This window comes from Citrobacter amalonaticus, assembly GCF_018323885.1.
Lineage (GTDB): Bacteria > Pseudomonadota > Gammaproteobacteria > Enterobacterales > Enterobacteriaceae > Citrobacter_A > Citrobacter_A amalonaticus.
Genome location: NZ_AP024585.1, coordinates 548,674 through 565,958, shown reverse-complemented (window position 1 = coordinate 565,958; position 17,285 = coordinate 548,674). Strand labels below are relative to the sequence as shown.

Annotated in this window: 24 protein-coding genes; 14 read left to right on the top strand and 10 right to left on the bottom strand. The window is 53.4% G+C overall.

The window, feature by feature from the left end:
• Positions 1–4 precede the first annotated feature (4 nt).
• The 3 genes from KI228_RS02795 to rplU all read right to left on the bottom strand — a co-directional run bounded on the left by KI228_RS02795 (position 5) and on the right by rplU (position 1,687).
• The gene (locus KI228_RS02795) at positions 5–970 is read right to left on the bottom strand and encodes a DMT family transporter (protein ID WP_042998293.1); all 966 of its coding nucleotides are present in this window, start codon (positions 968–970) and stop codon (positions 5–7) included.
• Positions 971–1,098: 128 nt separating this feature from the next.
• A complete protein-coding gene (gene rpmA, locus KI228_RS02790; RefSeq protein WP_003861831.1) occupies positions 1,099–1,356 on the bottom strand; it encodes a 50S ribosomal protein L27 in 258 nt (85 codons plus the stop codon).
• Positions 1,357–1,375: 19 nt separating this feature from the next.
• Complete coding sequence (gene rplU, locus KI228_RS02785) at positions 1,376–1,687, bottom strand: 50S ribosomal protein L21 (RefSeq protein WP_003025032.1); 312 nt, start codon at positions 1,685–1,687, stop codon at positions 1,376–1,378.
• Between the two features lie 258 nt (positions 1,688–1,945).
• Between rplU and ispB the strand changes: the two genes are divergently transcribed.
• Both ispB and sfsB read left to right on the top strand, forming a co-directional pair.
• Positions 1,946–2,917 carry an octaprenyl diphosphate synthase gene (gene ispB, locus KI228_RS02780; protein ID WP_042998294.1) on the top strand — a complete coding sequence of 324 codons (972 nt, stop codon included), beginning with the start codon at positions 1,946–1,948 and terminating at the stop codon, positions 2,915–2,917.
• A gap of 227 nt (positions 2,918–3,144) precedes the next feature.
• Complete coding sequence (sfsB, locus tag KI228_RS02775; protein ID WP_042998295.1) at positions 3,145–3,432, top strand: DNA-binding transcriptional regulator SfsB; 288 nt, start codon at positions 3,145–3,147, stop codon at positions 3,430–3,432.
• A gap of 55 nt (positions 3,433–3,487) precedes the next feature.
• Here sfsB and murA read toward each other — a convergent pair whose 3' ends face one another.
• The 7 genes from murA to mlaF form a co-directional block, all read right to left on the bottom strand.
• Positions 3,488–4,747, bottom strand: coding sequence for a UDP-N-acetylglucosamine 1-carboxyvinyltransferase (gene murA, locus KI228_RS02770; RefSeq protein WP_042998296.1), 1,260 nt, complete (start codon positions 4,745–4,747; stop codon positions 3,488–3,490).
• 52 nt (positions 4,748–4,799) lie between these two features.
• Positions 4,800–5,054, bottom strand: a complete 255-nt coding sequence (ibaG, locus tag KI228_RS02765; RefSeq protein ID WP_042325065.1) for a BolA family iron metabolism protein IbaG — start codon at positions 5,052–5,054, stop codon at positions 4,800–4,802.
• A 123-nt stretch (positions 5,055–5,177) separates the two neighbouring features.
• Positions 5,178–5,474: a lipid asymmetry maintenance protein MlaB gene (mlaB, locus tag KI228_RS02760; RefSeq protein WP_042998297.1), complete on the bottom strand. Its 297-nt coding sequence runs from the start codon at positions 5,472–5,474 to the stop codon at positions 5,178–5,180.
• Entirely contained in the window at positions 5,474–6,109 is a 636-nt protein-coding gene (gene mlaC / locus KI228_RS02755) for a phospholipid-binding protein MlaC (protein ID WP_042998298.1), read from the bottom strand. The genes mlaB and mlaC overlap by 1 nt, the downstream gene beginning before the upstream one ends.
• Before the next feature lie 18 nt (positions 6,110–6,127).
• Positions 6,128–6,685, bottom strand: coding sequence for an outer membrane lipid asymmetry maintenance protein MlaD (gene mlaD / locus KI228_RS02750; protein ID WP_061070627.1), 558 nt, complete (start codon positions 6,683–6,685; stop codon positions 6,128–6,130).
• Between the two features lie 4 nt (positions 6,686–6,689).
• Positions 6,690–7,472, bottom strand: coding sequence for a lipid asymmetry maintenance ABC transporter permease subunit MlaE (gene mlaE / locus KI228_RS02745; RefSeq protein WP_042998299.1), 783 nt, complete (start codon positions 7,470–7,472; stop codon positions 6,690–6,692).
• A 7-nt stretch (positions 7,473–7,479) separates the two neighbouring features.
• Positions 7,480–8,292 carry a phospholipid ABC transporter ATP-binding protein MlaF gene (gene mlaF, locus KI228_RS02740; RefSeq protein ID WP_042998300.1) on the bottom strand — a complete coding sequence of 271 codons (813 nt, stop codon included), beginning with the start codon at positions 8,290–8,292 and terminating at the stop codon, positions 7,480–7,482.
• Between the two features lie 208 nt (positions 8,293–8,500).
• Here mlaF and KI228_RS02735 point away from each other — a divergent pair, with 208 nt between their 5' ends.
• The 12 genes from KI228_RS02735 (at position 8,501) to yrbL (ending at position 17,280) form a co-directional block, all read left to right on the top strand.
• Complete coding sequence (locus KI228_RS02735) at positions 8,501–9,478, top strand: calcium/sodium antiporter (protein WP_042998301.1); 978 nt, start codon at positions 8,501–8,503, stop codon at positions 9,476–9,478.
• A gap of 14 nt (positions 9,479–9,492) precedes the next feature.
• A complete protein-coding gene (gene kdsD / locus KI228_RS02730; RefSeq protein ID WP_042998302.1) occupies positions 9,493–10,479 on the top strand; it encodes an arabinose-5-phosphate isomerase KdsD in 987 nt (328 codons plus the stop codon).
• 20 nt (positions 10,480–10,499) lie between these two features.
• The gene (kdsC, locus tag KI228_RS02725) at positions 10,500–11,066 is read left to right on the top strand and encodes a 3-deoxy-manno-octulosonate-8-phosphatase KdsC (RefSeq protein WP_061070628.1); all 567 of its coding nucleotides are present in this window, start codon (positions 10,500–10,502) and stop codon (positions 11,064–11,066) included.
• Positions 11,063–11,638: an LPS export ABC transporter periplasmic protein LptC gene (gene lptC / locus KI228_RS02720; RefSeq protein ID WP_044255950.1), complete on the top strand. Its 576-nt coding sequence runs from the start codon at positions 11,063–11,065 to the stop codon at positions 11,636–11,638. The genes kdsC and lptC overlap by 4 nt, the downstream gene beginning before the upstream one ends.
• Positions 11,607–12,161, top strand: a complete 555-nt coding sequence (lptA, locus tag KI228_RS02715; protein ID WP_042325045.1) for a lipopolysaccharide ABC transporter substrate-binding protein LptA — start codon at positions 11,607–11,609, stop codon at positions 12,159–12,161. Before lptC ends, lptA begins: the two co-directional genes overlap by 32 nt.
• A gap of 6 nt (positions 12,162–12,167) precedes the next feature.
• Positions 12,168–12,893: an LPS export ABC transporter ATP-binding protein gene (gene lptB / locus KI228_RS02710; protein ID WP_141227377.1), complete on the top strand. Its 726-nt coding sequence runs from the start codon at positions 12,168–12,170 to the stop codon at positions 12,891–12,893.
• A gap of 47 nt (positions 12,894–12,940) precedes the next feature.
• Complete coding sequence (rpoN, locus tag KI228_RS02705) at positions 12,941–14,374, top strand: RNA polymerase factor sigma-54 (protein WP_042998306.1); 1,434 nt, start codon at positions 12,941–12,943, stop codon at positions 14,372–14,374.
• A gap of 22 nt (positions 14,375–14,396) precedes the next feature.
• On the top strand, positions 14,397–14,684 hold the full coding sequence (gene hpf / locus KI228_RS02700; protein WP_061070629.1) for a ribosome hibernation promoting factor: 288 nt from the start codon (positions 14,397–14,399) through the stop codon (positions 14,682–14,684).
• Positions 14,685–14,799: 115 nt separating this feature from the next.
• The gene (ptsN, locus tag KI228_RS02695; RefSeq protein WP_042325036.1) at positions 14,800–15,291 is read left to right on the top strand and encodes a PTS IIA-like nitrogen regulatory protein PtsN; all 492 of its coding nucleotides are present in this window, start codon (positions 14,800–14,802) and stop codon (positions 15,289–15,291) included.
• A gap of 33 nt (positions 15,292–15,324) precedes the next feature.
• Entirely contained in the window at positions 15,325–16,179 is an 855-nt protein-coding gene (rapZ, locus tag KI228_RS02690; protein ID WP_012908509.1) for an RNase adapter RapZ, read from the top strand.
• Positions 16,176–16,448: a PTS phosphocarrier protein NPr gene (npr, locus tag KI228_RS02685; RefSeq protein WP_042998307.1), complete on the top strand. Its 273-nt coding sequence runs from the start codon at positions 16,176–16,178 to the stop codon at positions 16,446–16,448. The genes rapZ and npr overlap by 4 nt, the downstream gene beginning before the upstream one ends.
• 199 nt (positions 16,449–16,647) lie before the next feature.
• A complete protein-coding gene (gene yrbL / locus KI228_RS02680; RefSeq protein ID WP_042998308.1) occupies positions 16,648–17,280 on the top strand; it encodes a PhoP regulatory network protein YrbL in 633 nt (210 codons plus the stop codon).
• Positions 17,281–17,285: the final 5 nt, after the last annotated feature.

Sequence of the window (17,285 nt, the reverse complement as noted above, 5' to 3'; positions counted from 1 at the left end):
TAAATCATTCGCCTGAGCGGGGCTGCGATACCACCGATTCATGCTTACGTAATCCGCCCCAAATACGATGACCAATGGCGGAGTACATCGCGCCCGCAACCACGACAAACGCACCGAGATAACCGAGAAGGTTTAACATCGGTCTGGCGAAGAAATCGGGCCAGGCCATAGATAAAAGATCTGAAAATAACAGCGTAAACAGCGGGGTGAGCGTGATTAATGCGCTCACCTGCGCTGCCTGCCAACGCGCCATCGCTTCCGCCAGGGCGCCATATCCTACCAGTGTATTCAGCCCACAGAAAATTAAACAGGCAAGCTGCCAGTCACTGAGCTGGGCTATCACACCGGGCTTCGCCAGCGGCAATAGCGCTATCGTACATAAAGTGTACAGTAAAAACAGAATCTGCGGTGATGCCAGACGCCGCAATAACACCTTTTGCGCAACACCATAACTTACCCAGACCGTAGCCGCACCGACGCCAAAAATGACGCCCCAGGTGTAATCGGTCAGCCTGGTAAAAATTTCGATCAGACTGGTGTTGAAGAACATCACCAGTCCGCACAACAGCATTATCGCGCCGACAATCTGCGTACCGCGCATTTTCTCTTTAAGGATAAATACGCTCGCGACCATCATGCCCACTGGCGACAGTTGGCCGATCACCTGCGAAGCCGTTGGGCTTAAATACTGCAGGGAAGAGCTGAACAGGATGAAGTTGCCAAAGAGCCCACCGGTAGCAATTGCCAGCAGAACCAGCCAGCGCGCTTTGCGAAAAATTCGCAGCGGCGGAAGCTTACGCTTCGCGGCCAGAATCGCCCCGAGGCCAATACTGGCGATTAAAAAACGGTAAAAAACGATGGTAGGAGGCTCCATCACCTCCAGCACCTGCTTCATAGCAATTGGCAAAGCCCCCCAACATACCGCCGTTGTGAGCGCCAAAAGAATACCAATGCCAGCCTGCTGCTTCATGCCCGTTTCCCTGCAAGGGCTCGTTATCCGGTGCAAAGCGGTTTCACGAGCATATTTACCGGTCGTCGAATGTAAAAAGCCCCGCAACAGGGTGCGGGGCTTTTATCCGTTACCGGACCACGAAAAACTTACTCAGCAACGATGCTGATGTATTTACGGTTGTTCGGGCCTTTAACTTCAAATTTCACTTTACCGTCTGCTTTAGCAAACAGAGTGTGGTCACGACCGCAACCTACGTTAGTGCCAGCGTGGAACTTGGTACCACGTTGACGAACGATGATGCTACCCGCCAGAACGGATTCGCCACCGAAACGCTTAACGCCCAGGCGTTTAGCTTCTGAATCGCGACCGTTACGAGTTGAGCCGCCAGCCTTTTTATGTGCCATTTAAATCTCTCCTCAGGTCTTAGGCGCTGATGCCAGTAATTTTCACATCAGTGAACCACTGACGATGGCCCTGCTGCTTACGATAGTGTTTACGACGACGAAACTTAACGATTTTAACTTTCTCGCCACGACCGTGAGCAACAACTTCAGCTTTGATAACGCCGCCATCAACGAAAGGAACGCCGATTTTGACTTCTTCACCGTTTGCGATCATCAGAACTTCAGCGAATTCAACAGATTCGCCAGTTGCGATGTCCAGCTTTTCCAGGCGAACGGTCTGACCTTCGCTTACTCGGTGTTGTTTACCACCACTTTGGAAAACCGCGTACATAAAAAACTCCGCTTCCGCGCACACCTTTTCAATGATTCAGAGTGCGCTATAAATATTCACAATAGGGCGCGAATATTACGCAAAACGTGAGCCTTTGACAAGTGCTACAGTCAATACATGAAGAAAAAAAACACAACGTGTACGGTAACGTTTATCTGCGGCGTTTTTTCAGTACAATCAACATATATTTCTAACCCTAAACCCTAAGTTACCTTGCCGCATGATGAGGTAAACGGGGCGAAAAGCCCGGCTTTTGCGATGAATTTAGAAAAAATCAACGAGTTAACCGCGCAAGATATGGCGGGTGTCAATGCGACAATCCTTGAACAGCTTAATTCCGACGTCCAACTGATCAATCAGTTAGGCTATTACATTGTGAGCGGTGGCGGTAAACGCATTCGCCCGATGATTGCCGTCCTCGCGGCGCGCGCCGTTGGCTATCAGGGAAATGCCCATGTCACGATCGCGGCATTGATCGAATTTATCCACACCGCCACCCTGCTTCATGACGATGTGGTGGATGAATCCGATATGCGCCGGGGTAAAGCCACTGCGAACGCCGCGTTTGGTAATGCCGCCAGCGTGCTGGTTGGCGATTTTATCTATACCCGAGCTTTCCAGATGATGACCAGCCTCGGCTCGCTGAAAGTGCTGGAGGTGATGTCTGAAGCTGTGAACGTCATTGCTGAAGGTGAAGTCCTGCAGTTAATGAATGTTAACGACCCGGACATTACGGAAGACAGCTATATGCGGGTGATCTACAGTAAAACAGCGCGTCTGTTTGAAGCGGCGGCGCAGTGTTCCGGTCTCCTCGCGGGCTGTAGTGAAGCCGAGGAAAAAGGACTGCAGGACTATGGTCGCTATCTGGGCACTGCATTCCAGTTGATTGACGATCTGCTGGACTATAACGCCGACGGCGAACAGCTCGGTAAAAATGTCGGTGATGACCTGAACGAAGGCAAACCGACGTTACCGCTGCTGCATGCGATGCGTAACGGTACGCCAGAGCAGGCACAAATGATTCGCCATGCGATCGAGCAAGGCAATGGCCGACATCTTCTGGAGCCCGTGCTGGAAGCGATGAACGCCTGCGGCTCACTGGAATGGACACGTCAGCGTGCGGAAGAAGAGGCTGACAAAGCCATCGCCGCGCTGCAGGTGCTGCCGGATTCCCAATGGCGCGAAGCGTTGATCGGCCTGGCGCATATCGCCGTCCAGCGCGATCGCTAATAACGATGGAATCATCCCGCCACTCTGCGCGGGATGATTCATAAAAGATCTAATAAAACCCGCCGAATCTCTCTATTCCGCTGCAAGCAAAGCAATAACTCTTAATAAATTCTGAATATTCAAACTCTTTACTTGAACATATTAGAACAACAATTCTCTGGGAGTATAGTGTCTTCTGCAAATTGATGGTGCAAATCAACGATGAATGACCATAAACGAGGGGATAAATGGAGAGCAAACTCATTGACTGGCATCCGGCAGATATCATTGCTGGATTACGTAAAAGAGGGACATCAATGGCTGCCGAGTCACGCAGAAACGGATTAAGTTCCTCCACGCTGGCAAACGCCTTAACCCGACCATGGCCGAAAGGCGAGCTGATCATTGCGAAAGCGCTCGGAACGGATCCCTGGGTGATCTGGCCTTCACGATACCATGACGCAAAAACTCATGCGTTTATCGACAGAACGCGCATGATGCGGGCGTCACGTCGTGACAAGCAGGATGTAGAGTAAGGCACAAAGCAGTAGCCCCAGCCATTGGCAATGGGGCTACTGATTTCATTGACGCTTATTCGGCTTTCACGCGCTCGATATTGGCACCCAGGGCGCGCAGTTTATCTTCGATACGCTCGTATCCGCGATCGATATGATAAATACGATCCACGACCGTCGTCCCTTCTGCAATACATCCCGCCAGCACCAGACTGGCCGACGCACGCAGATCCGTTGCCATCACCTGCGCACCGGAGAGCTTATCCACACCGTGACAAATCACGGTATTGCTTTCGATTTCGGCATGAGCGCCCATACGGCTCAGCTCAGGCACGTGCATAAAGCGGTTTTCAAACACGGTTTCCGTGATGAATCCGGTCCCTTCCGCTACCAGGTTCAGCAGCGTGAACTGGGCCTGCATGTCCGTCGGGAATGCCGGGTGCGGTGCAGTGCGCACGTTGACAGCTTTCGGACGTTTACCGTGCATGTCGAGGCTAATCCAGTCTTCACCCACGTCGATATCCGCGCCGGCATCGCGCAGTTTCGCCAGTACCGCGTCCAGCGTATCCGGCTGCGCGTTACGACAGAGGATTTTGCCGCGAGAAATTGCCGCTGCGACCAGGAAAGTCCCGGTTTCGATGCGGTCCGGCAATACGCGATAGACACCACCGCCCAGACGTTCTACGCCTTCGATGGTGATACGATCGGTACCCTGGCCGGAAATTTTCGCTCCCAGCGCAATCAGGAAGTTGGCCGTGTCGACAATTTCTGGTTCACGTGCGGCGTTTTCAATGATGGTGGTGCCTTCCGCCAGCGTGGCAGCACACATGATGGTGACCGTTGCGCCAACGCTGACTTTATCCATGACGATATGCGCGCCTTTCAGACGACCATCCACGGAGGCTTTCACATAGCCTTCTTCCAGCGTGATCGTGGCGCCCAGTTGCTCCAGACCGGTGATATGCAGGTCAACCGGACGTGCGCCGATCGTGCAACCGCCAGGCAGAGAAACCTGGCCCTGACCAAAACGGGCCACCAACGGTCCCAGCGCCCAAATTGATGCGCGCATGGTTTTTACCAGGTCATACGGTGCGCAGAAAACATTAACGTCGCGGGCATCGATGTGCACGGAGCCATTGCGTTCCACTTTGGCGCCAAGCTGACTCAGCAGTTTCATCGAGGTATCAACGTCCTTCAGTTTCGGGACGTTCTGGATCTCTACCGGCTCTTCCGCCAGCAACGCCGCGAAAAGGATCGGCAGAGCGGCGTTTTTCGCGCCAGAAATTGTGACTTCGCCCTCGAGCCGGGTTGGCCCTTGTACACGAAATTTATCCATGATGTTGTTCTCAGTTAAAATTCATCGTCGTTACCGGTGTGACACCCGTAACTCAAAAACCGTTTAGTTTGCGATCGCGCGCCCATTCTGCGGGGGTATACGCTTTGATCGACAGGGCATGAATGCGATTGTCCGCAATGTACTCCATCAGCGGCGCATAGACCGACTGCTGCTTCTTCACCCGGCTCATGCCGTCAAACATCTCACCCACGGCAATAACCTGAAAGTGACTGCCATCGCCAGAGACGTGGACTTCCTGGAGGGAGAGTGCGTTCATCAGCACGCTCTGAATTTCATTATTTTCCATGGGCTCTTCATTCGTCAGATTGTGAATACAGCCCAACATCTTAGAGCAAAGTTGCGCTGTCATAAATAAGCAAAAAGCCTCGCGGGTCAATCCAGCGAGGCTGTAGATAATAACGTACTGATATTACTGACGCGGAAGCACGTCAGCAGGCAGATTATAGAGTTCCGCCAGGGTAAAGACTTTGTCATTCACCCCCGACAACGACACGTTGTTGCCCTGCTGTTTCGCCAGACTGATGAGATGGACCAGCAGCGCCAGTCCCCCCGTATCCACTCGGGAAACCTGACTGAGGTCGATGCAGGTGACACCGGTCATTGCTTCAATGCGCGCATCCCACAAAGGATTAAGCACATCCTGGTCCAGTTCTCCCACCAGCGCCAGCTTGTCACCGTCACGCGTCCAGTTGAGTGACTGAGTCATTACTTCTTCTCTTCCAGCGTGATTTTTTGCTGCGCGATAGATTTCAGTTGCGCCGTCAGTCCATCGATCCCTTTAGTACGCAGCAGATCGCTCCACTCGTTCTGTTTGGTAGTGATCATGCTGACGCCTTCGGCGATCATGTCATAGGCCTGCCAGTGACCCGTCTGAGTGTTTTTACGCCACTGGAAGTCCAGACGCACCGGAGGACGGCCGTTGGGATCGAGGATGGTTACACGGATCGGAACGATGCTCGCATCACCCAACGGTTGTTCCGGAGCAATCTGATACGTCTGACCGTGATACATCGCCAGCGCCTGGCCGTAGGCCTGTTTCAGGTATTCACGAAACGCGGCGAAGTAGGCTTCACGCTGAGCCGGAGTGGCTTCTTTGTAGTAACGCCCCAACACCAGCGCGCCAGCATATTTCACCTGCACATACGGCAGCAGTTCCTGGTCAACCACGTCACGCAGATAGTCCGGATTAGAACGGATTTTCGGCTGTTCGTTTTTCAGGCGGTCGAAGGTTTTCTGCGCCGCTTCATTCATCAACTTGTAAGGGTTGGTCTGATCGGCTGCAATGGCGGTGCTCAGCGGTGCAATCACCAGCAGAGCCACCATCATTAAACGCTTAAGCATAATTCGATTCTCCTGAGATTAATTCGTTGTGCCCGCAGGCCCAGTGGCTTCATTATGGCCTTCGGTCGGCGCCGACGCATCGCCAGAATTCTTATTGTCATCGCCTTTACTGTTGCTGTTGTAAAGGAACTGACCAATCATATCTTCCAGCACCATCGCGGATTTGGTGTCCTGGATTGTGCCGCCATCTTTGAGGATAGACGTTCCCAGATCAGGATCTTCAAAACCGACGTTCAGCGCCAGATACTGTTCCCCCAGCAGACCGGACGTCCGGATGCTCAGCGAACTGGTATCAGGGATGTGGTTATAGCGCTCTTCGATGTCCAGCGTCACGCGCGGTAAATAGGTCTTCGGATCCAGAGAGATATCCGCCACGCGCCCCACCACCACACCACCGATACGCACCGGCGAGCGCACTTTCAGGCCGCCGATATTATCGAATGTCGCGTAAATCGTGTAGGTCGGTTCTGTGCGCATAGAGGTCACATTAGCCGCCTTCAGGCAGATAAACAGTGCGGCCAGCAATGCGGCTAATAAGAAGATCCCCACCCAAATTTCATTTTTTTTCGTTTGCATGAACTCAATTCCCAAACATCAATGCGGTCAGTACAAAGTCCAGACCCAGAACGGCCAGCGACGAGTGCACAACGGTGCGTGTGGTTGCCCGGCTGATTCCCGCCGAGGTCGGAATCGCATCATACCCATTGAATAATGCAATCCAGGTTACCGTAATGGCGAACACCACGCTTTTAATCAAACAGTTGACCAGATCCAGACGCCAGTCGACGGCACTCTGCATCGCAGACCAGAAGAAGCCAGCATCAATCCCCTTCCAGCTTACGCCGACCAGAGAACCGCCCCAGATCCCGACGGCCACAAACAAAATCGTCAACATCGGCAGCGAAATCACGCCCGCCCAGAATCGCGGAGAGATCACCCGGCGCAGGGGATCGACAGCCATCATTTCCATACTGGAAAGCTGCTCGGTCGCGCGCATCAGGCCAATTTCAGCGGTGAGTGCAGAGCCCGCACGCCCCGCAAATAACAACGCGGCGACAACCGGACCGAGTTCACGCAGCAGCGACAGTGCCACTAACATCCCCAGACTGGTTTCCGCGCTATAGGTGGTAAGTACCAGATAGCCCTGCAGCCCCAGCACCATGCCGATAAACACGCCAGAAACAATAATGATCAGCATCGACAGGACGCCCACATTATAAAGCTGGCGCACCAGCAACGGCGCGTGCTTACGAAATTCCGGTTTGCCGACCAGCGCATTGAACAACATTAACCCGGCGCGCCCGAACGTTCTGAGAGTTTTAATCCCCTTGTGTCCCAGCGTCGCCAGTGCATTTAACAGCATGAGTGGCTTAACTCCCTGTTCCGAGTAAATCAGAGTGATAATCGCCCGCAGGATAGCGGAACGGGACCGGCCCGTCTGCAATGCCATCCAGGAACTGACGCACACGCGGGTCGTCATTCTCTTGCAACGCCTGCGCGCTGCCGTGGGCCACAATCTTTTTGTCCGCCATAATATAGGCGTGATCGGCAATGCTCAGGACTTCCGGCACATCGTGAGAGACCACGACGCAGGTCACGCCCAGCGCATTGTTTAATTCAGAAATCAGTTTGACCAGCACGCCCATGGTGATCGGATCCTGTCCGACAAACGGTTCATCAAACATGATGAGATCCGGCTCCAGCGCAATGGCGCGTGCTAACGCCGCCCGGCGCGCCATCCCACCGGACAGTTCAGAGGGCATCAGTTTTGCCGCGCCGCGCAGACCGACAGCTTCCAGTTTCATCATCACCGTGCTCTTCAGTAACGGCGGGGGAAGCGTGGTATGTTCGCGTAGCGGATAGGCCACGTTATCAAACACGTTCATGTCGGTGAACAGCGCCCCGGACTGAAACAGCATACTCATCCGTTTGCGTACCGTGTAGAGGCGCGAGCGAGACATCTCAGGAATGTTCTCGCCATCAAACAAGATCTCCCCCTTGTCTGGCACAATTTGTCCGCCGATCAGACGCAAGAGCGTCGTTTTACCGATGCCCGATGGCCCCATGATCGCGGTTACCTTGCCACGCGGTACGGTCAGAGAGATGTTATCGAAAATGCAGCGGTCGCCGCGCGTAAAGCTGACATCGCGCATATCGACTAAATTCGCCACAGACTGCCCCATTGATTCATCCTTCGTGTTGCTTGTTGATCTCAGCATGGCGTGGAATTCAGCCATGAACCCAACATATTTACAGAATATTACCCGTGCTGGTTAGCTAAAGCTGGCATTTGTTTTACTTTTTAGCTGCATAAAGTCAAAATTAAGACTTCGTTACGGTTTCCAGACGATCCCGGTGGACCGGCGAGTATACCTGAAGAAAGGACTTTAGATGCTTTTAGCAACGGCGCTGTTAATTATTGGTTTATTATTGGTCGTCTACGGCGCCGACCGCCTGGTTTTTGCCGCGTCAATCTTATGTCGAACCTTTGGGATCCCGCCGCTGATTATCGGTATGACGGTAGTCAGTATAGGCACATCTCTGCCTGAAATTATTGTTTCTGTCGCCGCCTCTCTGCACGGGCAGTTAGATTTAGCCGTCGGCACCGCGCTCGGCTCTAACATTACTAACATTTTGTTGATCCTCGGGCTTGCCGCGCTGATCCACCCTTTTACCGTGCATTCCGATGTTCTGCGTCGCGAATTACCGCTAATGTTGCTGGTTAGCGTGGTGGCCGGATCCGTACTGTATGACGGACAACTTAGCCGCAGCGATGGTATCTTTCTTTTACTGTTAGCCGTGTTATGGCTGCTGTTCATTGTTAAAATCGCCCGTCTCGCTGAGCGTCAGGGCAATGACAGCCTCACCCGCGAACAGGTTGCCGAGTTGCCGCGTGAAGGCGGATTACCGGTGGCGTTTTTATGGCTGGGCATTGCGCTGATTATCATGCCGATGGCGACCCGAATGGTGGTGGATAACGCCACTGTGATTGCCAATTTCTTCGCGATGAGCGAACTGACGATTGGCCTGACGGTGATCGCAATTGGCACCAGCCTGCCTGAACTGGCAACCGCTATCGCTGGCGTGCGCAAAGGTGAGAACGATATCGCGGTGGGCAATATCATCGGCGCGAACATTTTTAACCTCACCATTGTTCTCGGCCTTCCCGCTCTGATTACGCCGGGTGACGTCAATCCGCTGGCGTTCAGCCGTGACTACAGCGTGATGCTGCTGGTGAGCATCATCTTTGCATTACTTTGCTGGCGGCGTCCCCGCCAGTCCGGTCGCGGCGCGGGCGTGCTGCTGACCGGCGGTTTTATCGTATGGCTGGCGATGCTGTATTGGCTATCGCCACTTCTCGTTGGATAACTGGAAACAGACATATGTCGCACTTAGCGTTACAACCGGGTTTTGACTTTCAGCAAGCCGGCAAAGAAGTTCTGGCGATTGAACGTGAAGGCCTGGCGGAGCTCGATCAGTACATCAACCAGGATTTCACTCTCGCCTGTGAGAAAATGTTCAACTGCACCGGCAAAGTGGTGGTGATGGGCATGGGGAAATCGGGGCATATTGGCCGCAAAATGGCCGCGACCTTTGCCAGCACCGGAACCTCTTCCTTCTTCGTTCATCCGGGCGAAGCCGCCCACGGCGATCTGGGAATGGTGACCTCGCAGGATGTAGTGATTGCCATCTCCAACTCCGGGGAATCCAGCGAGATCGCGGCCCTGATTCCAGTTCTTAAGCGACTGCAGGTTCAGCTTATCTGCATCACCGGGCGACCAGAAAGCAGCATGGCGCGTGCTGCGGATGTCCATCTGTGTGTTAAAGTACCGCAAGAAGCCTGTCCGCTTGGACTGGCCCCGACAAGCAGCACCACCGCTACATTAGTGATGGGCGATGCGCTGGCGGTGGCGTTATTAAAGGCGCGCGGCTTTACCGCTGAGGATTTTGCTCTGTCGCATCCGGGCGGTGCGCTAGGGCGTAAACTGCTGTTGCGCGTGAACGATATTATGCATACGGGTGATGAAATCCCGCATGTCACCAAAGAAGCCAGCCTGCGCGATGCGCTGCTGGAGATAACCCGCAAGAACCTCGGGATGACCGTGATTTGCGATGATGCGATGAAGATCGACGGTATCTTCACCGACGGTGATTTACGTCGCGTCTTTGATATGGGCGTTGATGTGCGCCAGCTCGGTATCGCCGACGTGATGACGCCAGGGGGCATTCGCGTGCGTCCAGGAATACTGGCGGTCGATGCCCTGAACTTAATGCAGTCTCGTCATATCACCTCCGTAATGGTTGCCGATGGCGACCAGTTACTCGGTGTGTTACATATGCATGATCTCCTGCGTGCAGGCGTTGTGTAGAAATTCAAGGATAAAAAGAAATGAGCAAAGCAGGTGCGTCGCTTGCGACCTGTTATGGACCCGTCAGCGCAGACGTCATCGCCAAAGCAGAGAATATCCGTCTGCTGATTCTTGATGTCGATGGCGTGCTGTCGGATGGCCTGATTTATATGGGCAACAACGGTGAAGAGCTGAAGGCTTTCAACGTCCGTGACGGTTACGGGATCCGTTGTGCGCTGACGTCTGATATCGACGTCGCCATCATTACCGGACGAAAGGCTAAACTAGTAGAAGATCGGTGTGCCACACTGGGGATCACACACCTGTATCAGGGGCAGTCGGACAAGCTGCTCGCCTTTCACGATCTGTTGGCAAAACTGGCGATTGCGCCGGAAAAGGTGGCCTACGTCGGTGACGATCTGATTGACTGGCCGGTGATGGAAAAAATTGGCCTGAGCATTGCCGTTGCGGATGCGCATCCGTTACTGCTTCCGCGCGCGGATTATGTCACGAAAATCGCGGGCGGACGCGGCGCGGTACGAGAAGTCTGTGATTTATTATTACTGGCGCAGGGTAAGCTTGATGAGGCCAAAGGGCAATCGATATGAGTAAAGCCAGACGTTGGGTTATCATTCTACTGTCATTGGCCGTGCTGGTGCTGATTGGGATTAACCTGGCCGATAAAGACGACACGGCGCAGGTGGTGGTGAATACGAGCGATCCGACCTATAAGAGCGAGCATACGGATACCGTTGTCTACAGTCCGGAAGGTGCGCTGAGCTATCGTTTGATCGCCCAACATGTTGAGTATTATTCCGATCAGGCCGTTTCGTGGTTCACACAACCCGTATTAACGACGTTTGATAAGGACAAGATCCCGACGTGGTCAATCAAGGCTGATAAAGCCAAGCTAACCGAGGATCGAATGCTGTATCTTTATGGTCACGTTGAAGTCAACGCGCTGGTGCCTGACGCTCAACTTCGCAGAATTACCACCGATAACGCGCAGATCAATCTGGTGACGCAGGATGTTACCTCTGAAGACCTCGTCACGTTATACGGAACAACATTTAACTCCAGCGGACTGAAAATGCGCGGCAACTTACGCAACAAGAACGCCGAGCTGATTGAAAAGGTTAGAACCTCCTATGAAATTCAAAACAAACAAACTCAGCCTTAATCTTGTGCTTGCCAGCTCACTTCTGGCCGCCAGCATTCCGGCGTTCGCCGTCACGGGCGATACCGAACAGCCGATCCACATCGAATCGGACCAGCAGTCTCTGGATATGCAGGGCAACGTCGTGACCTTCACCGGTAATGTCATTGTGACCCAGGGCACTATCAAAATTAACGCCGATAAAGTGGTCGTTACCCGCCCTGGCGGTGAAGAGGGTAAAGAGGTCATTGATGGCTTCGGCAACCCGGCCACGTTCTATCAAATGCAGGACAACGGTAAGCCGGTAAAAGGCCATGCGTCGAAAATGCATTATGAACTGGCGAAAGATTTTGTCGTGCTCACCGGCAATGCGTATCTGGAACAGCTCGACAGCAACATCACCGGTGACAAAATTACCTATCTGGTGAAAGAGCAGAAAATGCAGGCCTTCAGTGAGAAAGGCAAGCGTGTGACCACCGTTCTGGTTCCGTCGCAGTTGCAGGACAAAAACAAAAACCAGGCTCCGGCTCAGAAAAAGAGTAACTAATTCGTTATGGCAACATTAACTGCAAAGAATCTGGCGAAGGCCTACAAGGGCCGCCGCGTCGTGGAAGATGTCAGCCTGACCGTCAACTCGGGCGAGATTGTCGGTCTGCTTGGGCCGAACGGTGCGGGTAAAACCACCACCTTCTACATGGTCGTCGGCATTGTGCCGCGCGATGCCGGTAACATCATTATTGATGATGAAGACATCAGTCTGCTGCCGTTGCACGCCCGCGCGCGCCGCGGAATTGGCTATCTGCCGCAGGAAGCGTCGATTTTTCGCCGCCTGAGCGTGTACGATAACCTGATGGCCGTACTACAAATTCGTGACGATCTCACCAGCGAACAGCGTGAAGACCGCGCTAACGAGCTGATGGAAGAGTTCAACATTGAGCATCTGCGCGACAACATGGGTCAGTCACTCTCCGGCGGGGAACGTCGCCGTGTGGAAATCGCCCGTGCCCTCGCCGCCAACCCGAAATTTATCCTGCTGGATGAACCCTTTGCCGGCGTTGACCCCATCTCCGTTATCGATATCAAACGCATTATTGAGCATCTGCGTGACAGCGGTCTCGGCGTGTTGATTACCGACCATAACGTCCGCGAAACGCTGGCCGTGTGTGAACGCGCCTATATCGTGAGCCAGGGACACCTGATCGCGCACGGCACGCCGACAGAAATCCTGCAGGACGAACACGTGAAGCGCGTATACCTTGGGGAAGACTTCAGACTCTGATAGGGTAGAAGTTTGCGACGTCATAGCGGGAGAAAACGACTCTGAACATGAAGCAAGGTTTGCAACTCAGGCTGAGCCAACAACTGGCGATGACGCCGCAGCTACAACAGGCGATTCGTCTGTTGCAGTTGTCCACGCTGGAACTGCAGCAGGAACTCCAGCAAGCGCTGGAAAGCAATCCGTTGCTGGAACAAACCGATCTTCACGACGAAGTTGATACCCGCGAAACTCAGGACAGCGAAACGCTGGATACCGCCGACGCGCTCGAACAAAAAGAGATGCCGGAAGAGTTGCCGCTTGACGCCAGCTGGGATGAAATCTACACCGCCGGTACGCCGTCGGGCACCAGCGGCGACTACATTGACGATGAGCTCCCCGTTTACCAGGGTGAAACCACGCAGACCCTACAGGATTACCTGATGTGGCAGGTGGAACTCACCCCGTTCTCCGATACCGACCGCGCAATCGCCACGTCGATTGTAGATGCCGTTGACGATACCGGTTATCTCACCGTTTCGCTGGACGACATCCTCGACAGCATGGGCAATGATGAGGTCGGCCTTGATGAAGTCGAAGCCGTACTCAAACGTATTCAGCGGTTTGATCCCGTAGGCGTGGCGGCAAAAGATCTGCGCGATTGCTTACTGATCCAGCTCTCGCAATTCGACAAAGCGACCCCCTTCCTTGAAGAAGCCCGGTTGATCATCAGCGATCATCTCGATCTGTTGGCGAACCACGACTTCCGTACTCTGATGCGCGTCACACGTCTCAAAGAAGAGGTGCTCAAAGAGGCGGTCAATCTGATTCAGTCACTCGATCCCCGACCCGGGCAGTCGATCCAGACCGGCGAACCGGAATACGTGATCCCGGATGTGCTGGTACGCAAGCATAACGGCCACTGGACGGTTGAGCTCAACGGTGACAGCATTCCCCGCTTGCAGATCAATCAGCACTACGCCGCCATGTGCAACGGTGGGCGTAATGACGCCGACAGCCAGTACATCCGCAGTAATTTGCAGGATGCGAAGTGGTTGATTAAGAGTCTGGAAAGCCGCAATGATACCCTGCTGCGCGTCAGCCGTTGCATCGTTGAGCAGCAGCAAGCCTTCTTTGAGCAAGGCGAAGAATTTATGAAACCGATGGTGCTGGCTGACATCGCCCAGGCCGTCGAGATGCACGAATCGACCATTTCTCGTGTGACGACGCAGAAGTATCTGCACAGTCCACGCGGCATTTTTGAACTGAAGTATTTTTTCTCCAGCCATGTGAATACCGAGGGGGGTGGCGAAGCGTCCTCCACGGCGATCCGCGCACTGGTGAAGAAGTTGATTGCGGCGGAAAACCCCGCGAAGCCTTTGAGCGACAGCAAGCTAACATCGATGCTGTCGGAACAAGGCATCATGGTGGCGCGCCGCACCGTTGCGAAGTACCGAGAGTCTTTATCCATTCCGCCGTCAAACCAGCGCAAACAACTGGTTTGACCCAACCGATAAGGAAGACACTATGCAGCTCAACATCACTGGAAACAACGTCGAGATCACAGAAGCCCTGCGTGACTTTGTGAATACCAAGTTCGCCAAACTCGAACAGTATTTTGACAGGATCAATCAGGTCTATATTGTGTTGAAAGTGGAAAAGGTTACCCACATCTCGGATGCAACACTGCATGTAAACGGTGGCGAAATTCACGCCAGCGCGGAAGGTCTGGATATGTATGCGGCCATTGATGGCCTGATTGACAAGCTGGCAAGACAGCTCACCAAACACAAAGATAAATTGAAACAACACTAATTGTCCGGGCAGTTAGCGGGTGCAGGACGGCCTGTTGTGCAGAACAACAGGCCATTTGTACAGTTAGCGCTCCGAATCCGTTCCGCTGTTGTGGGACGGATTCTTAGGTGAAATTATGATAAATAACGATACGACTCTACAACTGAGTAGTGTACTTAACCAGGAATGTACGCGCAGTGCCGTTCACTGCCAGAGCAAAAAACGCGCGCTGGAAATCATCAGTGAACTGGCTGCAAAACAGCTCAGTCTACCGCCGCAGGTCGTTTTTGAAGCGATCCTGACGCGCGAAAAAATGGGCAGTACCGGCATCGGCAATGGGATCGCCATCCCGCACGGTAAGCTGGAAGAAGATACCCTGCGCGCCGTCGGCGTGTTTGTGCAACTGGAAACGCCCATCGCCTTCGATGCGATTGATAATCAACCTGTTGATCTGCTTTTTGCCCTGCTGGTGCCTGCGGATCAAACCAAAACGCACCTGCATACACTATCGCTGGTGGCTAAGCGTCTGGCGGATAAAACCATCTGCCGTCGACTGCGCGCCGCACAGAGCGATGAAGAGTTGTATCAAATCATCACTGACACCGAAGGCGGTCAGGATGAAGCGTAACTCCCCTTTTTCCCTGGTGAGGAGAAACAGTACATGGTACTGATGATCGTCAGCGGTCGTTCAGGGTCAGGTAAATCTGTCGCCCTGCGCGCGCTGGAAGATATGGGCTTTTACTGCGTGGATAACCTTCCCGTCGTATTGTTACCCGATCTGGCTCGCACGCTTGCCGAACGCCAGATTTCGGCTGCCGTCAGCATTGACGTACGCAATATGCCAGAGTCGCCGGAAATTTTTGAGCAGGCGATGAACAACCTGCCCGAGGCGTTCTCGCCGCAGTTGCTGTTCCTCGATGCCGATCGCAACACGTTGATTCGTCGCTACAGCGATACGCGTCGTTTGCACCCTCTCTCCAGCAAGAACCTGTCGCTGGAAAGCGCCATTGATCAGGAAAGTGACCTGCTGGAACCGCTGCGTTCTCGCGCCGACCTGATCGTCGACACCTCAGAAATGTCGGTGCATGAACTGGCTGAAATGCTGCGGACCCGCCTGTTGGGTAAACGTGAGCGTGAACTGACGATGGTGTTTGAGTCCTTCGGCTTTAAGCACGGGATCCCCATCGATGCCGATTACGTTTTCGACGTCCGCTTTCTGCCAAACCCGCACTGGGATCCGAAACTGCGTCCAATGACCGGTCTCGACAAGCCCGTCGCCGCCTTCCTCGACAGACACACAGAAGTACACAATTTTATCTACCAGACTCGCAGCTATCTTGAGCTATGGTTACCCATGCTGGAGACCAACAACCGTAGCTATCTGACCGTGGCTATCGGTTGTACCGGCGGGAAACACCGTTCGGTGTATATTGCAGAACAGCTGGCAGACTACTTCCGCTCACGCGGTAAAAACGTACAGTCACGCCATCGTACGCTGGAAAAACGCAAAACATGACCGTGAAGCAAACTGTTGAAATCACGAACAAGCTGGGCATGCATGCCCGGCCAGCAATGAAGCTCTTTGAATTAATGCAGGGATTTGACGCGGAAGTCCTGCTACGAAATGATGAAGGCACCGAAGCGGAAGCCAACAGCGTCATCGCATTACTGATGCTGGACTCCGCCAAAGGCCGACAGATTGAAGTTGAAGCCTCCGGTCCGCAAGAGGTTGAAGCGCTGGCGGCCGTCATCGCTCTTTTCAATTCGGGATTCGACGAAGACTGAGTTTTCTCGTTCCGCGGATACCTTCACAGAAAACGCCACCAGGCGTTTTTTTTCGTTTTTGCCCCCTAAACTGTACAATTCGTGCGCTTTTTAACTTAAGAATTACCTTAAGAAAACCTTAAGACAAGTCGTTTAGGTTTCATTTAACCTGAGTGTTCATACTGGATTATTGTCAGTAAATATTTCCAGGATATCACTCATGATTCGTTTATCAGCAGAGACTCCCCTGGGCACCGGACGACATCGTAAGTGTTATGCGCATCCGGATGATGCCCAACGTTGTATTAAGATCGTTTACAACAGTGGACACGGCGGCGACAAAGAGACACAGCGTGAACTGAAGTACTATGCTCACCTCTCTCGCTACCTGAAAGACTGGAGCGGTATCCCTCGCTATTACGGCACGGTCGAGACCGACTGCGGAACGGGTTACGTTTACGATGTGATTGCCGATTACGACGGCAAGCCGTCCATCACTCTCACCGAATTTGCCAAACAATGTCGTTACGAAGACGACTTTGCCGTGCTGCGTCAGCTGCTGAAGACGCTAAAACGCTACCTGCGTGACAACCATATCGTCACCATGACGCTGAAACCACAGAACATTCTTTGTCACCGTATCAGCGAATCGGAAGTGGTGCCGGTGGTTTGCGATAATATTGGCGAAGGGACGTTGATCCCGCTGGCGACCTGGTCAAAATGGTTCTGCCATCGTAAGCAGGAAAGGCTGTGGCAGCGTTTTATCGCCCAACCGGTACTGGCCGTCGCGCTGGAAAAAGACGTCCACCCGAAAGAACGCAGCGGATTGTCACTCTCTTCGCGCGAGGCGTAATGCAG

Excerpts from the sequence above, each read along its gene's own strand:
- KI228_RS02795 (WP_042998293.1), bottom strand. The coding sequence starts at position 970 with ATGAAGCAGCAGGCTGGCATTGGTATTCTTTTGGCGCTCACAACGGCG.
- rpmA (WP_003861831.1), bottom strand. The coding sequence starts at position 1,356 with ATGGCACATAAAAAGGCTGGCGGCTCAACTCGTAACGGTCGCGATTCA.
- rplU (WP_003025032.1), bottom strand. The coding sequence starts at position 1,687 with ATGTACGCGGTTTTCCAAAGTGGTGGTAAACAACACCGAGTAAGCGAA.
- ispB (WP_042998294.1), top strand. The coding sequence starts at position 1,946 with ATGAATTTAGAAAAAATCAACGAGTTAACCGCGCAAGATATGGCGGGT.
- sfsB (WP_042998295.1), top strand. The coding sequence starts at position 3,145 with ATGGAGAGCAAACTCATTGACTGGCATCCGGCAGATATCATTGCTGGA.
- murA (WP_042998296.1), bottom strand. The coding sequence starts at position 4,747 with ATGGATAAATTTCGTGTACAAGGGCCAACCCGGCTCGAGGGCGAAGTC.
- ibaG (WP_042325065.1), bottom strand. The coding sequence starts at position 5,054 with ATGGAAAATAATGAAATTCAGAGCGTGCTGATGAACGCACTCTCCCTC.
- mlaB (WP_042998297.1), bottom strand. The coding sequence starts at position 5,474 with ATGACTCAGTCACTCAACTGGACGCGTGACGGTGACAAGCTGGCGCTG.
- mlaC (WP_042998298.1), bottom strand. The coding sequence starts at position 6,109 with ATGCTTAAGCGTTTAATGATGGTGGCTCTGCTGGTGATTGCACCGCTG.
- mlaD (WP_061070627.1), bottom strand. The coding sequence starts at position 6,685 with ATGCAAACGAAAAAAAATGAAATTTGGGTGGGGATCTTCTTATTAGCC.
- mlaE (WP_042998299.1), bottom strand. The coding sequence starts at position 7,472 with ATGCTGTTAAATGCACTGGCGACGCTGGGACACAAGGGGATTAAAACT.
- mlaF (WP_042998300.1), bottom strand. The coding sequence starts at position 8,292 with ATGGGGCAGTCTGTGGCGAATTTAGTCGATATGCGCGATGTCAGCTTT.
- KI228_RS02735 (WP_042998301.1), top strand. The coding sequence starts at position 8,501 with ATGCTTTTAGCAACGGCGCTGTTAATTATTGGTTTATTATTGGTCGTC.
- kdsD (WP_042998302.1), top strand. The coding sequence starts at position 9,493 with ATGTCGCACTTAGCGTTACAACCGGGTTTTGACTTTCAGCAAGCCGGC.
- kdsC (WP_061070628.1), top strand. The coding sequence starts at position 10,500 with ATGAGCAAAGCAGGTGCGTCGCTTGCGACCTGTTATGGACCCGTCAGC.
- lptC (WP_044255950.1), top strand. The coding sequence starts at position 11,063 with ATGAGTAAAGCCAGACGTTGGGTTATCATTCTACTGTCATTGGCCGTG.
- lptA (WP_042325045.1), top strand. The coding sequence starts at position 11,607 with ATGAAATTCAAAACAAACAAACTCAGCCTTAATCTTGTGCTTGCCAGC.
- lptB (WP_141227377.1), top strand. The coding sequence starts at position 12,168 with ATGGCAACATTAACTGCAAAGAATCTGGCGAAGGCCTACAAGGGCCGC.
- rpoN (WP_042998306.1), top strand. The coding sequence starts at position 12,941 with ATGAAGCAAGGTTTGCAACTCAGGCTGAGCCAACAACTGGCGATGACG.
- hpf (WP_061070629.1), top strand. The coding sequence starts at position 14,397 with ATGCAGCTCAACATCACTGGAAACAACGTCGAGATCACAGAAGCCCTG.
- ptsN (WP_042325036.1), top strand. The coding sequence starts at position 14,800 with ATGATAAATAACGATACGACTCTACAACTGAGTAGTGTACTTAACCAG.
- rapZ (WP_012908509.1), top strand. The coding sequence starts at position 15,325 with ATGGTACTGATGATCGTCAGCGGTCGTTCAGGGTCAGGTAAATCTGTC.
- npr (WP_042998307.1), top strand. The coding sequence starts at position 16,176 with ATGACCGTGAAGCAAACTGTTGAAATCACGAACAAGCTGGGCATGCAT.
- yrbL (WP_042998308.1), top strand. The coding sequence starts at position 16,648 with ATGATTCGTTTATCAGCAGAGACTCCCCTGGGCACCGGACGACATCGT.